At 59.4% G+C, this 11,356-nt stretch carries 17 protein-coding genes, 1 tRNA gene and 3 pseudogenes; 10 read left to right on the forward strand and 11 right to left on the reverse strand.

What is annotated here, in order from left to right; translation table 11 throughout:
• Positions 1-29 precede the first annotated feature (29 nt).
• From SB756_RS02215 to SB756_RS02225, 3 genes are all read right to left on the reverse strand, one after another.
• The gene (locus SB756_RS02215; protein ID WP_410910080.1) at positions 30-1,097 is read right to left on the reverse strand and encodes a phosphotransferase family protein; all 1,068 of its coding nucleotides are present in this window, start codon (positions 1,095-1,097) and stop codon (positions 30-32) included.
• A gap of 185 nt (positions 1,098-1,282) precedes the next feature.
• Positions 1,283-1,600: an SCP2 sterol-binding domain-containing protein gene (locus tag SB756_RS02220; protein ID WP_016487959.1), complete on the reverse strand. Its 318-nt coding sequence runs from the start codon at positions 1,598-1,600 to the stop codon at positions 1,283-1,285.
• Between the two features lie 56 nt (positions 1,601-1,656).
• Positions 1,657-2,367 carry a histidine phosphatase family protein gene (locus tag SB756_RS02225; RefSeq protein WP_341796198.1) on the reverse strand — a complete coding sequence of 237 codons (711 nt, stop codon included), beginning with the start codon at positions 2,365-2,367 and terminating at the stop codon, positions 1,657-1,659.
• Positions 2,368-2,565: 198 nt separating this feature from the next.
• Here SB756_RS02225 and sohB point away from each other — a divergent pair, with 198 nt between their 5' ends.
• Both sohB and SB756_RS02235 read left to right on the forward strand, forming a co-directional pair.
• Positions 2,566-3,585, forward strand: coding sequence for a protease SohB (gene sohB, locus SB756_RS02230; RefSeq protein ID WP_258653214.1), 1,020 nt, complete (start codon positions 2,566-2,568; stop codon positions 3,583-3,585).
• A gap of 154 nt (positions 3,586-3,739) precedes the next feature.
• A tRNA-Cys gene (locus SB756_RS02235) sits at positions 3,740-3,813 on the forward strand.
• A gap of 101 nt (positions 3,814-3,914) precedes the next feature.
• On the opposite strand, the pseudogene SB756_RS02240 reads toward SB756_RS02235, so the two are convergent.
• A pseudogene (locus SB756_RS02240) lies at positions 3,915-4,091 on the reverse strand (integrase); the annotation flags it as partial.
• Position 4,092: 1 nt separating this feature from the next.
• On the opposite strand from SB756_RS02240, the pseudogene SB756_RS02245 reads away from it, so the two are divergent.
• A pseudogene (locus SB756_RS02245) lies at positions 4,093-4,317 on the forward strand (hypothetical protein); the annotation flags it as partial.
• Positions 4,318-4,328: 11 nt separating this feature from the next.
• Here the strand turns inward: SB756_RS02245 and SB756_RS02250 are convergent.
• Positions 4,329-4,508 carry a hypothetical protein gene (locus SB756_RS02250; RefSeq protein WP_410910421.1) on the reverse strand — a complete coding sequence of 60 codons (180 nt, stop codon included), beginning with the start codon at positions 4,506-4,508 and terminating at the stop codon, positions 4,329-4,331.
• A gap of 67 nt (positions 4,509-4,575) precedes the next feature.
• Here SB756_RS02250 and SB756_RS02255 point away from each other — a divergent pair, with 67 nt between their 5' ends.
• From SB756_RS02255 to SB756_RS02270, 4 genes are all read left to right on the forward strand, one after another.
• Positions 4,576-4,758, forward strand: a complete 183-nt coding sequence (locus SB756_RS02255) for a hypothetical protein (RefSeq protein ID WP_063422729.1) — start codon at positions 4,576-4,578, stop codon at positions 4,756-4,758.
• 161 nt (positions 4,759-4,919) lie between these two features.
• Positions 4,920-5,090: a hypothetical protein gene (locus tag SB756_RS02260; protein ID WP_019471592.1), complete on the forward strand. Its 171-nt coding sequence runs from the start codon at positions 4,920-4,922 to the stop codon at positions 5,088-5,090.
• The gene (gene trbK, locus SB756_RS02265; RefSeq protein ID WP_341796142.1) at positions 5,087-5,305 is read left to right on the forward strand and encodes an entry exclusion lipoprotein TrbK; all 219 of its coding nucleotides are present in this window, start codon (positions 5,087-5,089) and stop codon (positions 5,303-5,305) included. The genes SB756_RS02260 and trbK overlap by 4 nt, the downstream gene beginning before the upstream one ends.
• A gap of 120 nt (positions 5,306-5,425) precedes the next feature.
• On the forward strand, positions 5,426-5,623 hold the full coding sequence (locus SB756_RS02270; RefSeq protein ID WP_410910081.1) for a hypothetical protein: 198 nt from the start codon (positions 5,426-5,428) through the stop codon (positions 5,621-5,623).
• A gap of 58 nt (positions 5,624-5,681) precedes the next feature.
• Here the strand turns inward: SB756_RS02270 and SB756_RS02275 are convergent, their stop codons facing one another.
• A complete protein-coding gene (locus SB756_RS02275) occupies positions 5,682-5,828 on the reverse strand; it encodes a hypothetical protein (RefSeq protein ID WP_410910082.1) in 147 nt (48 codons plus the stop codon).
• A gap of 146 nt (positions 5,829-5,974) precedes the next feature.
• On the opposite strand from SB756_RS02275, the gene SB756_RS02280 reads away from it, so the two are divergent.
• Together SB756_RS02280 and SB756_RS02285 are read left to right on the forward strand one after the other, a co-directional pair.
• Positions 5,975-6,337, forward strand: a complete 363-nt coding sequence (locus SB756_RS02280) for a VOC family protein (RefSeq protein WP_341796140.1) — start codon at positions 5,975-5,977, stop codon at positions 6,335-6,337.
• A 323-nt stretch (positions 6,338-6,660) separates the two neighbouring features.
• Complete coding sequence (locus tag SB756_RS02285; RefSeq protein WP_410910083.1) at positions 6,661-7,023, forward strand: hypothetical protein; 363 nt, start codon at positions 6,661-6,663, stop codon at positions 7,021-7,023.
• 253 nt (positions 7,024-7,276) lie between these two features.
• On the opposite strand, the gene SB756_RS02290 is transcribed toward SB756_RS02285, so the two are convergent.
• Complete coding sequence (locus SB756_RS02290) at positions 7,277-7,621, reverse strand: type II toxin-antitoxin system HicB family antitoxin (RefSeq protein WP_341796138.1); 345 nt, start codon at positions 7,619-7,621, stop codon at positions 7,277-7,279.
• 94 nt (positions 7,622-7,715) lie between these two features.
• Here SB756_RS02290 and SB756_RS02295 point away from each other — a divergent pair.
• A pseudogene (locus SB756_RS02295) lies at positions 7,716-7,874 on the forward strand (DUF2280 domain-containing protein); the annotation flags it as partial.
• A 152-nt stretch (positions 7,875-8,026) separates the two neighbouring features.
• On the opposite strand, the gene SB756_RS02300 reads toward SB756_RS02295, so the two are convergent.
• From SB756_RS02300 to SB756_RS02315, 4 genes are all read right to left on the reverse strand, one after another.
• On the reverse strand, positions 8,027-8,347 hold the full coding sequence (locus SB756_RS02300; protein WP_341796137.1) for a hypothetical protein: 321 nt from the start codon (positions 8,345-8,347) through the stop codon (positions 8,027-8,029).
• A gap of 28 nt (positions 8,348-8,375) precedes the next feature.
• Positions 8,376-9,095, reverse strand: coding sequence for an SOS response-associated peptidase (locus SB756_RS02305; protein ID WP_410910084.1), 720 nt, complete (start codon positions 9,093-9,095; stop codon positions 8,376-8,378).
• 204 nt (positions 9,096-9,299) lie between these two features.
• Positions 9,300-10,697: an ATP-binding protein gene (locus SB756_RS02310; protein WP_410910085.1), complete on the reverse strand. Its 1,398-nt coding sequence runs from the start codon at positions 10,695-10,697 to the stop codon at positions 9,300-9,302.
• Complete coding sequence (locus SB756_RS02315; RefSeq protein WP_410910086.1) at positions 10,694-11,356, reverse strand: response regulator; 663 nt, start codon at positions 11,354-11,356, stop codon at positions 10,694-10,696. The genes SB756_RS02310 and SB756_RS02315 overlap by 4 nt, the downstream gene beginning before the upstream one ends.

Raw genomic sequence — 11,356 nt, forward strand, 5'->3', positions numbered from 1 at the left:
TTCCTTGTTATCCGTCGTCGTGGCGTTGTTCAGAGGCTGGACTTCGCGATGACCTGCAAGCTCATCTGCTCCAGCAAGCGGTTCATATGGATGAACTGGGCGAAACGCTTGTCCTGGGTCTGGCCGTGGAAGTAGCGGTAGTAGATCTGCTGGACGATGCCGGCCAGGCGGAACAGGCCATAGCAATAGTAGTAATCGAAGTTGTCCAGCGGGATGCCCGCGCGCTCGGCGTAGTAATCCACGAACTGGCGGCGGGTGAGCATGCCTGGGGCGTTGCTCGGCTGACGGCGCATCAGTTGCACCGGCGCCGGGTCGTCGGCCTCGATCCAGTAGGCCAGGCTGTTGCCCAGGTCCATCAGCGGGTCGCCCAGGGTGGCCATTTCCCAGTCCAGCACACCGATGATGCGCATGGGGTTGTCGGCGTCGAGGATCACGTTGTCGAAGCGGTAATCGTTGTGCACGATGGCGGGTTTCGGATGGTCGGCGGGCATTTTATCGTGCAGCCAGGCGGTCACCTTTTCCCAGCGCGGGGCATCCGGGGTCAGGGCTTTTTCGTAGCGGCTGGTCCAGCCCTCGATCTGGCGCTGCACGTAGCCTTCCGGCTTGCCCAGGTCGGCCAGGCCGCAGGCGTTGTAGTCCACCTGGTGCAACTCGACCAGGCGGTCGATAAAGCTTTTGCACAGGGCCTCGGTGCGGCTGGCGTCCAGGTTCAGCTCGGCGGGGATGTCCGAGCGCAGGATGATGCCCTTGACCCGTTCCATGACATAGAACTCGCCGCCGATCAGGCTGCTGTCGGTGCAGTGCACATACGCCTTGGGGCAGAAGGGGAAACCACTGTTCAACTGATTGAGGATGCGGAACTCGCGGCCCATGTCGTGGGCCGACTTGGCCTTTTGCCCGAAGGGCGGGCGGCGCAGCACAAAGTCCCGGTCTGGGTAGCTGACCAGGTAGGTGAGGTTGGAGGCCCCTCCCGGGAACTGGCTGATGCGCGGCAGGCCGTCCAGGCCGGGGATGTTGGCCTTGAGGTAAGGGTCGATGACGGCCGCGTCGAGTTCTTCGCCGGGGCGTACCTGGGTGGACTGGTCGGTGAGCGTCATGCGTTTTCCTTATTCTCGATCGCAAGGACTATTGGCTAATCTAATGGCCTGGCGGCGCTGGAACAAGCGTGCCAAGTGCCATATAGGCGAGGGTGTTGCAGGTCGATCACTGCACCGAATGCAGGGCAAAAAAAAACCGAAGCCGCCACGGCTTCGGTTTTTCGATCATCCGGTGTACCCAGCCCTCAGGACGGGAACAGCTCGCTGAGTTTCATCGACAGCATCATGTCGCCTTCAACGCGCAGCTTGCCGCCCATGAAGGCCTGCATGCCGTCGGTTTCGCCACTGACGATGCCCTTCAGGGTTTCGCTGTCCATCACCAGGGTGCAGTTGGCGTCCGGGTTTTCGCCTTCCTGCAGGTCGCAGGTGCCGTCTTTGACGATCAGCGCGTATTGCTTGCCTTCGTCGGTGATGTTGAAGCCGAACACCAGGTCCAGGCCGGCGGCAGCGGATGGGTTGAACTTCTCTTGCATCTTTTTGACGGCATCAGCTACGGAGGTCATGGCGCATTCCTTATAGAGTTATTTACACGTCCCCGCAGGGACACAACAAACCGGGCTCATCGATAGGTGACAAGCTCCGGTACCCTCAACAGCTGCACATGGGCCTGGCTGTTGAAGGAGGCCAGTGCCACGTCGCGGCCGCGGAACTTCAGCTGGCTGAGCGACGTGTTGATGATCTGCCAGTTCAGCGCGAACGCCTGGCTGGGGGTAATACGGGTAACCAGGTGGAGCAGGGCGGCGATGGTGCCGCCCGATGTGAAGATGGCGACATTGTCGCCGCTGCCGGCGGCATCCAGCACGCGCTGCAGGCCACCTTGTACACGGTGGGTGAACGCCTGCCAGCTTTCCAGGCCATCGTCGGCATGTTGGCCCGCGTGCCAGCGCTGCACCATCAAGGCGAACAGGCGCTGGAACTCGCTGCGGTGCTGCGCAGCATTGCGCAGGATGTGCAGGGCATCGGGTTCTTCTGGCAGCAGCCCGGGCAACAGGGCGCGGATGACGCCATCGGCATCGAACTCATTGAACGCGGCGTCGGTCTCAACAGCCGGCACCGGGCAGCCGCTGGCATGCAAGGCCTCCAGGGCCAGGCGTGCGGTATCCTGCTGGCGGCGCAGGTTGCCTGCCACGCAGCGGTCCAGCCGAATACCCAGTTGGGCCAGGTGCTCACCCAGGGCCTGGCTCTGGCGCACGCCCACGGGCGAGAGGACGTCGTAGTCATCGGCACCGAAGGAGGCTTGGCCATGTCGGATCAGGTAGAGGTTGCCCACGAAAGGTTCCGGCCTGTTTGGAGGTTGCTGCGAGGTTAGGATGCAGCACACGGGCTGTCAACGAAAAAACATACAAGCGTTTGAAAAGGTTGTTTGAAAGGTGTTGCCAGCGTTTACACCGGCTGGCAGCGCCTCAGGTGCAGCGGTATGCTTGCAACAGTTAAGCGCCGCTTTGGCGCAGGTATTTAAGGAGTCAACGTGGAGTTTCTTGCCGAGTACGCAAGCTTTCTCGCCAAAACCGCCACCCTGGTCATCGCCATCCTCGTGGTGCTGTCGGCCATCGCCGGGTTGCGCAGCAAAGGGCGGCGCAAGCCGGGTGGGCAGCTGCAGGTCACCCGCCTGAACGAATTCTACAAGGACCTGCGCGAGCGCCTGGAGTCCGGCCTGCTCGACAAGGCCCAGCTCAAGGCCTTGCGCAAGCAGCAGGCCAAGGCGGAAAAACAGCAGAAGAAAGGCAAGGCCGAGGAAAAGGGCCGGGTCTTCGTGCTGGACTTCGATGGCGACATCAAAGCCTCTGCCACCGAAAGCCTGCGCAACGAAATCACCGCGCTGCTGACCCTCGCCACCCCGCGTGACGAAGTGGTGCTGCGCCTCGAAAGCGGTGGTGGGCTGGTGCACAGCTACGGCCTGGCTGCATCGCAACTGGCGCGCATTCGCCAGGCGGGCATCCCGCTGACCGTGTGCATCGACAAGGTGGCCGCCAGCGGTGGTTACATGATGGCCTGCATCGGCGAGAAAATCGTCAGTGCGCCGTTCGCCGTGCTGGGTTCGATCGGGGTGGTGGCGCAGTTGCCCAACATCAACCGCCTGTTGAAGAAGCACGACATCGACTTCGAAGTGCTGACCGCCGGTGAGTACAAGCGCACCCTGACCGTATTTGGCGAAAACACCGACAAAGGCCGGGAGAAGTTCCAGGAAGACCTGGACATCACCCACCAGCTGTTCAAGGATTTTGTCGCCCGCTATCGCCCGCAACTGCATATTGATGAAGTGGCCACAGGCGAAGTCTGGCTCGGCGTTGCCGCACTCAACCGCCAGTTGGTGGACGAACTGCAAACCAGCGACGAGTACCTCAGCGCCCGCGCGCGCAACGCCAACCTGTTTCACCTGCACTATGCCGAACGCAAGAGCCTTCAAGAGCGAATCGGCATGGCTGCCAGTGGCACGGTGGAGAACACTGTGGTGGGCTTATGGAGTAAACTCGGCCGCCTGCGCTAACACCTTGAACCCGTTGAAATTTTTTTTTGTTCAGGGGGTTGCAAGGTGAAAGGAATGAAGACATAATGGCGCCCATCGAAACGCAGCAAACTTTGAAAAAGGTTCAGCGTTTCAAGGAGATAGCGAAGCGCAAGCAGCTAGATCCGACCTTTGAGGCCGAGTAGCAAAGTGGTTATGCTCCGGATTGCAAATCCGTCTACGCCGGTTCGATTCCGACCTCGGCCTCCACCATTCGAAAGCCCCGCAGATTAACGTCTGCGGGGTTTTTCTTTGTGCGCAGAAAAAGCTGAAGTGTTCCGCAACTTTTGGCATGTGTTCCGCAACCCCCCTTATTTTGTGGGGCTCACGATCTCGCCAACGCGCCGGTAGACGCGCTTGGTGATCTCTTCCTTCGAGTGCCCCAATAGCCTGCTGGCGTGCCCTATGTCTTCGATTTCAGAGGCAGCCTTCGGTCTGATATCGCGGAACTGGAACTGCCGAACTGAGGCGGCCAGGTCAGCGTTGCCGAATGACGGCACTCGTATTGATGTTCGGGTGAGGTTTTGCCGACCTGGTGGGACGCAGATGTTCTTGGGGATTTATGCCCGGTGAGGGATGGCTTTATACGAAGAGGCATTCACCTCTCAGCCAGGCGAGTCGATGACGAGGATGCTTGCCAGGGGAGTGGCTCAAGCTCGTCGCATCGCTGCCGAGGGCGCTCCTGCCGCCGATCTTCTCGCCGCCTCGAAATAGAGGGAGAGGGGTTACAGCTGGGTGGAGTGCAGGTGTACTCCTGGCGCGTTACGGCTGACTTTTAAGGGGGGGCCGAAGTCCTCAAGGAACACGGTGATCGTGTCCAGCCGAGGTGCGCCGGTGATCACCAGCTTCGTTACCGTCGAGCGCTCAACCTTCAGCGGCTTGGTCGGTTTGTTTTCTGTGGGCATGGGGATACCTCGGAGCCTGGCAAAGCCGGGCTACGCTGAATGTTACATTGGTAGAGGAGGTCCGGAGATGACTACAAAGTTCGTCTGCCAGAACTGTGAGAAAGAAACGGAAGCAGAGCTGGATCACGATGAAGAATTGAACAGGCAGGCCTTCTACTGCCAGCACTGCGGGGCAAAGCATGTTTCGGTGATGGAGTCGCGTGCACCCGGCGGTCCGGTGGAGATGCAGTTCCGAGTTGTCGAAGACTAGGCTGCAACAGCCTGGGCAGTGGCTGATCGCCAAGGAGCCGCCCTCGCCGGAGAGGCGTTATCCTTGAATAGGGGAAGGCGCTGGCTGATGGCACGGCGCCACGTTTTGCGGAGGGTGGGGAGGTTTGATATAAAGCCCGGCCATTTCCAGGAAGGAACCTCATGAAACGCACCATCATTGGCTCAGCCATCATCGCCATTGCTGCCCTGTCCCTCAGCGGGTGCTGGGAGTCCGAGGAAGAGAAGAAGGCGCAGGCACAGCAGGAAGCCAGCGAGAATCTCTGGAACATCACTCCGCCTGATGAGAGCCAGGACAAGGGATTCAAACCGTGAAGTCATGCCTTACCTCAATCCTCGCTGCGGCACTCGTTATGAGCTTGGCTGGCTGCAAAGAAGACGCCGTCGACACGGCAGCCTACGAGCCGACCAGCGAACACTGTCAGCCCGACTACCTGAAAACGCTTTCAGACAACAAGGCTCGCGAAGACCTGGTCGAGAAGTGCATGACCGGTGGCTCGTACAAGAAGTCAGAGCCGAAGACCTGGTAACGTCCGGTCTTCGTCATTCAGCGCCGCCTCATCAGGCGGCGTTTTCGTATGTGGGGAAGGCGCTGGCGTGCAGCGCTGCTGTTGTTATGCTTGGCCGCTTACCAAAGAGGAAGAGTGGTAATGCAGTTGCGTGAAAGACTTCGGGCGTTCCAGCTATGGTTCAACCCGAAGCGCAGACGGTGGGCTGGCTTGACCCTGATCACGCTTGGGGTGGTTGGGATGTTTCTCAACCCGCAAAGCCGTTGGACCCTAGTGCTGGGAACTGGAATCTACTGGTTCTTCACGGCCCTGCCGCCCGCACTCGGCGGCAAGCGTTGAGGTGCTGGCGGGCAGCGCCGGAGTGTCAGGCGGCGATCGGAAGCTCTTTGCCCAGGGCCTACCTCTGTCGCGATGACGCGGCAGAGGTAGGCCCAGTCAGGGTTCGGCTCCATGGCGCCGGGTCTTCGAGGTACACACTGATCGGGTCGAGGCCGTGCACCTCGGTGATCAGCAGCTTGGTGACGGTCGATGTCTCGACGTTCATGGCTTTGTCCATGCATGCGCCGCCCTCCGTGGCCGGATGCGGCATGGTGGCAGTGTGAATGCCGAAAAATTGATTTGGTCTGTGGCTGTTAGAGGTGAACAAGACTGCGTCGTGTTAGATTGCGTGCATCAAACAAGGAGGTTTAGATGAGCCAGAGCAGAGACAGCAAGATCGATAACATTGAGTTCAATGTAGCGAGCATTGAGCGCAGCAAGGCTTTCTACGGTGAGGCCTTCGGCTGGAGCTTTGTGGACTATGGCCCCAGCTACACAGAATTTAGCGATGGGCGTCTTACTGGTGGTTTTACGACCGGGGAGCCCGTGCAGCCCGGAGGCCCGCTGGTGATCGTGTATTCAACTGATCTCGAAGAGTCGCAACGTAAACTTGTTTCGGCGGGCGCCCGTATCAGCCGAGAAATATTCTCTTTCCCTGGAGGGCGGAGATTCCACTTCACCGACCCAGATGGATACGAACTGGCTGTTTGGAGTACCGATATTCCAGAGGTTTAGATTTGCCCCCGATGGATCTATGCATGCGCCGCCCTCCGTGGCCGGATGCGGCATGGTGGCAATTTGGTTTGGTTTGGGATGGGGTATTAGGGGTGACCGGCATGGGGCCGGGCATCGTCAGAGCCATCATCGCCTCCATTGCGTACGAAGGTGGCGCCAGGCCCGATGTCGAGTAGGTCGCATACCCGGTTGATGATCTTTTGCCTTCGACAAACATCGCCAAAAAGCCCAGCCATAGAGCTGGGCTTGTTCGTTTTAGGGATTTACTTGAGGTGGGGCCAGACTGGTAGAATTTGCGCCCCTTGAACCTTGAGATGGATCTTATGCGACAGTTTTTGGCAAAGACTTTTGGGGGGCTAACCCCGAGCTACTACGCTCGGCAGTTATTCTTCGGCGCGCTGTTTGGGGCTTTTTTCATTTACATGAAATCACGCGCTCCACTAGGTATTGATTTCGCAACGGTAGCCATCTCGGTGGTGAGTACCTTGCTCTATCCCTATTCTCGATTTGTTTACGAGAGCGTGGTGGGCTTCATCATGGGCCGCAACATGTTCTTCGTGAATGCGCTGCTGATGCTGTTTATCAAAGTGATGACGATGTTCATGTGCTGGTTCCTGGCGATCTTCATCGCGCCACTGGGATTGCTGTACCTCTACTGGCATCACAGTAGACAGCCTACCAACTAAATCCTCCGAGCCCAGCCTAGCGCTGGGCTTTTTCGCTTATGCAGATGACGCTGAAAGTGCAGTATGAGAGGGGCAGGGCGGCCGGAGGCAACGCTGTTTAAAGGCCCGTCCCCTGCTGATCACAGGCACCCTAACACGGCTTCAGCGCCGGTCATCCGCACCCATTCATGAGCGCGGCCAAGTGCCGTGTTTTTTATTGCCCGAATAGGCCCTCAAGAGGGCCGGTGAGAGTGCCGACCCCTTGGGTGTGCGATCAAGCAGCCTGCAGCGCGGTAGGTATCACCTGAAGTCGAACTCCGAACTTGGCCAGAGCTTCTTCCAGGCTCTCGAGCTTCGAGGTGTGCTCGAAGTCGACCAAGCGCCCGGCTGCGGTAGGGGAGATGCCAAGCATCGAGGCTAGGTCAGCCCGGGTCTTGCCGGAGCGGACCAGCTCATTCCACAGTGCGATTTTTGCGACCGTTACGCCAGAAAGCCGAACGATGTGATCGCCGGCTTCGGTGGCAGGTGGAATTGCTCGCTTCTGGTCCACGTAGATTGACAGCGCCAGGACGAGCCCGTCCACCGCATTTGCCAGAAGCTCCTCCAGGCTATCGCCCACGCTGTGAGCCTCAGGGATGTCTGGGCAAGACGAGGCGATACCCATCTGCTCAAGTCGGCCTGAATCCTGACAGGTCCTGACGGATGACATTCACATGGCAGCACTACGAAGCGAGGTCAAAGCCTTCATTGTTCATGCTCTGGCCTGCTTCGATACACCCAGCCAAGTGGTGGAGGCCGTCAAGAAAGAATTTGGGGTAGATGTCAGTCGCCAGACGTGCGAGGGGCATGACCCAACCAAGTACGCCGGACGGGGCCGGTTCGATTCCGACCTCGACCTCCACCATTTGAAAGCCCCGCAGATGAAAATCTGCGGGGTTTTTCTTAGTGCGCTGAAAAACCTGATCGTGTCCGCATCAGCCCTCCACTGGGTAGGGCTGAATGGCTATCAATCTGCAGGTAGCATTCAGAGCTTGTATTGAATGGTGTAGGACGCATCGGTTCTCGGTTCTATCGTAATAGGAATACCGAAGAGCTTCCCTCGACAATCACTGACAACACAGCGATACACCGTTCCCTGCTGGAGCTGGGCCCATAAGCCTTCGTCATGTATCGCGATACCTAGTACACGGTTGTTCGGATCCTCTCTGACCTGAGCAACGAAGTGGTCCAGGTCGCACCCGAACTCGGCAGTGGTAAACTCTGGATCAAAGCCGATCAGCACACCGTGCCTTTTCAGATCGTCCCTGATACGCTCAATCACGTCGTCTGCTTCTTGTTTTAGCATGATCGTTATCTCGCGGTGCTTGTACTCATCAAAACTCTAGCTGACCCTGATGATTTTCGTTGTTCATCGGTGTAATCAACGACTCACCCTCATTCCTCACATTTCCTACCGCCTTGCCGACCGGATACCACCGGAATTCCGCAGCTGGCATGCAACCTTGCCCCACGATCGCCGCAGCCCGCTCCGGCGATGTAGTCGGGTCGATCCATTCCCGCGCGAGCTCAGGGGGCAACACCAAGGGCTTCCTGTCGTGGATGTCGATCAGTCCCTGATCCGCTGCTGCGGTGATGATCACAAATCCATCGCGCTCGTCAGGCTCGGTGTTCTGGTGCACTTCTGCAAGCGCAGCGAAATAGAGCGGGGCGCCGTTGGCGCTTGTGATGTAGTACGGCTGCTTGCGCTTCGGATCCGCTGGGTCTGGTATCCACTCGAACCAGCCGTTCGCCGGCGCCAGGGCTCTACCACCTGGCCACAGGTCTTTGAAGAATTTCCCTGTTAGCACCGTTTCAGCCCGGGCATTGATCGGGTCCGGCCGCTTCCCCTTCGCCCAAAACGGCGACCACCCCCACTTGACCCGATCTACGCTGAGTCCATCGTCGACCGGGCGGATAACTTCGACGCGTGTCGACGGTGCCACGTTGAAGCGGTTGATTGGCGCGTGGTCGTAGCCATTGATCACCACCAGGTCCAGCGACAGCTGGCGCAGGTAATGATCCATCGACTCATAGATCGAGTATCGTCCGCACATTTTCCCACCTCTCGCCCGACAGATTGTTCATCACTCAGAATTTACCGGGCACCCGATGCCAGATTGGTTGTATATAAATACAGTTGTCGTTGGGCCTTTCGCACTGTGGCGAGAGACGTCTTACTCATTCGCGGGTTGGTCGGGCGGGTTAAATTCAGACCGCTTGAACGTCGATGACTCAGTGCTTGTAGAGTAACGCTTCAACTACAACGCCGAACGGCGAGTATGCTGGGGAATTGAAGCCACCGGAAACAGCAAGGTGGCGGCTAGCCCGCCGCTTGCTCGATTATGCAAATGCACCTGCCCGCCCATCCGGTCAACGATGGTCGCCACGATGGAAAGCCCAAGGCCTGCACCATTGGGACTGTTACGGCTGTAGAAACGCTCGAATACGCGCGACAGGCTGGCCTCATCGATACCCGGCCCCTCGTCCTCGACGACCAGCTCGACGTGATTCTCCAGGCGCCTGAGTGACACCGTGATGCGGCCAGCGGGCGGTGAGTGCTCCACCGCGTTCGACACCAGGTTCTGCAGGGCGATGCCCAGGGCGCCGGCATCGATTGTCAGGTGATGGTCGCCTTCACCGATATCCAACGAGGGCTCCAGGCCGCGGTCCAGTATCCACGGGGTCAGGTCAGCCAAGGTCTCGGTGGCCACTTCGGCCAGGTCGATCTCAGTACTGGCTCGCTGCCCCAGCCTTGGCTCGACACGGGCCAGCGTCAGCAACTGATTGACAACCCGGGTAAGCCGGTCCACCCCACCCATCAGAAAGCCCAGCGCTTTGTGTCGCTCGGCCTCGTTGCTGGCCTCCAGCGCGTTCTGCGCGTGCAGGCGGAGAACGGCCAAGGGTGTGCGCATTTCGTGGGCGGCATCGGCAATGAACCGATGCTCACGCCGCAACAGGTCCTCGATCTGCGCCAACAAGCGGTTGATGGCGGCCTGCATGGGCTCCAGCTCCGAGGGCAGAGGCACCAACTGCAGCGGCTCTAGCGAATCGGCGTGACGCCCACGGATGATGTTGGCCATGTTCTGCAACGGCCGCAGTCCCCAGCCGATAGCAGCCCAAACCAGCAGTGCCAACACCAGGCTGCCGACCAGGAACGGGAACAGGGTGTGGCGAACGATGCGATCGATCAAGTCGTAGCGCACATCGTCACGCTCGCCCACCCAGATCACCCAGTGTCGTTCCGGCACCGGCAGCACGAAACCGCGCCATTGCTCGCCACCGCTGGAAAAGTCGTAGAAACCGGGGACCGTCGGTGGAGGGTCGATGGTCGGCGCACTGGGTGTGTGCACCAGCAGGCCAGCGCCGTCCTGCCAGACCTGGAATGCCAGCTTGCTCTCGTAGGGGTGGCCTACCCGATGGTGGCCCGCCTGGGCCAATGCCTCGTTGAATGCCTGGTACATCGCTTCACGCGAGCCACTTTGCACCGGCAGGCTCATGACGCCCTGCAGCAAGCGAGCGTTCTGAGCCAGGTGCGCGTCGTAAACCTCGTTAATTTCATGGCGGCTGTCGTGATAGTTATAGAGCGCCAGCAGGCCGGTCCCCAGCAGCAGCAACAGCATCACCCGCCACAGGGTGCGTTGGCGCAGCGAGCTCATGCCTTGGCCTCGACCAGATAGCCAATGCCGCGCACCGTACGGATCAGCCCGTTGAACAGTTTTTTGCGCAGGTGGTAGATGTTCACCTCCAGCGTGTTGCTCTCGGGTTCCTCATCCCAGCCATACAGCAGCTGGGTCAGGCGTTCGCGGGTGAAAACCTTGCCCGGCTGCGCCAGCAACTCGTGCAACAGCATGTATTCCTTGGGGGTCAGCACCACTTCAACGCCGTTGTAATGAACTTGCTGGGTAGCTGGGTCGAGGCTGACGCCGGCATGCTCGATCATGACCTTGGCGCGGCCGGCGCTGCGCCTGAGCAACGCGCGCAAGCGTGCCTTCAGCTCGTTGAGGTCGAACGGCTTGACCAGGTAATCGTCGGCGCCGGCATCGAGGCCGGTGATGCGATCATCGAGGGCATCCCGTGCGGTGAGGATCAGCACCGGGAGGCTGTCGCCGCCGGCGCGTACCCGCCGCAGGAGTTCAATGCCATCCATGCGGGGCAATCCAAGATCCAGGATCACCAGGTCGAAGATCTCGTGTTGCAAAGCATGCAAGCCACTGACACCGTCACGCAACCAGTCGAGGGTGTAGCCCTCCTGGCGCAAACCGTCGCAGATCCCCTCTCCCAGTGCGATATCGTCCTCAACCAGCAAAAGCCGCAT

Origin of the sequence: Pseudomonas sp. SIMBA_068 (genome assembly GCF_046534705.1) — a bacterium.
GTDB lineage: Bacteria > Pseudomonadota > Gammaproteobacteria > Pseudomonadales > Pseudomonadaceae > Aquipseudomonas > Aquipseudomonas putida.

What these genes read in the sequence shown, in the direction of transcription:
- SB756_RS02300 (WP_341796137.1), bottom strand. Translation starts at nt 8,347, where the DNA reads ATGCTAAAACAAGAAGCAGACGACGTGATTGAGCGTATCAGGGACGAT.
- SB756_RS02260 (WP_019471592.1), top strand. Translation starts at nt 4,920, where the DNA reads ATGAAACGCACCATCATTGGCTCAGCCATCATCGCCATTGCTGCCCTG.
- SB756_RS02280 (WP_341796140.1), top strand. Translation starts at nt 5,975, where the DNA reads ATGAGCCAGAGCAGAGACAGCAAGATCGATAACATTGAGTTCAATGTA.
- SB756_RS02285 (WP_410910083.1), top strand. Translation starts at nt 6,661, where the DNA reads ATGCGACAGTTTTTGGCAAAGACTTTTGGGGGGCTAACCCCGAGCTAC.
- SB756_RS02315 (WP_410910086.1), bottom strand. Translation starts at nt 11,356, where the DNA reads ATGCGGCTTTTGCTGGTTGAGGACGATATCGCACTGGGAGAGGGGATC.
- SB756_RS02310 (WP_410910085.1), bottom strand. Translation starts at nt 10,697, where the DNA reads ATGAGCTCGCTGCGCCAACGCACCCTGTGGCGGGTGATGCTGTTGCTG.
- SB756_RS02305 (WP_410910084.1), bottom strand. Translation starts at nt 9,095, where the DNA reads ATGTGCGGACGATACTCGATCTATGAGTCGATGGATCATTACCTGCGC.
- SB756_RS02255 (WP_063422729.1), top strand. Translation starts at nt 4,576, where the DNA reads ATGACTACAAAGTTCGTCTGCCAGAACTGTGAGAAAGAAACGGAAGCA.
- SB756_RS02250 (WP_410910421.1), bottom strand. Translation starts at nt 4,508, where the DNA reads ATGCCCACAGAAAACAAACCGACCAAGCCGCTGAAGGTTGAGCGCTCG.
- SB756_RS02275 (WP_410910082.1), bottom strand. Translation starts at nt 5,828, where the DNA reads ATGAACGTCGAGACATCGACCGTCACCAAGCTGCTGATCACCGAGGTG.
- SB756_RS02215 (WP_410910080.1), bottom strand. Translation starts at nt 1,097, where the DNA reads ATGACGCTCACCGACCAGTCCACCCAGGTACGCCCCGGCGAAGAACTC.
- SB756_RS02270 (WP_410910081.1), top strand. Translation starts at nt 5,426, where the DNA reads ATGCAGTTGCGTGAAAGACTTCGGGCGTTCCAGCTATGGTTCAACCCG.
- SB756_RS02220 (WP_016487959.1), bottom strand. Translation starts at nt 1,600, where the DNA reads ATGACCTCCGTAGCTGATGCCGTCAAAAAGATGCAAGAGAAGTTCAAC.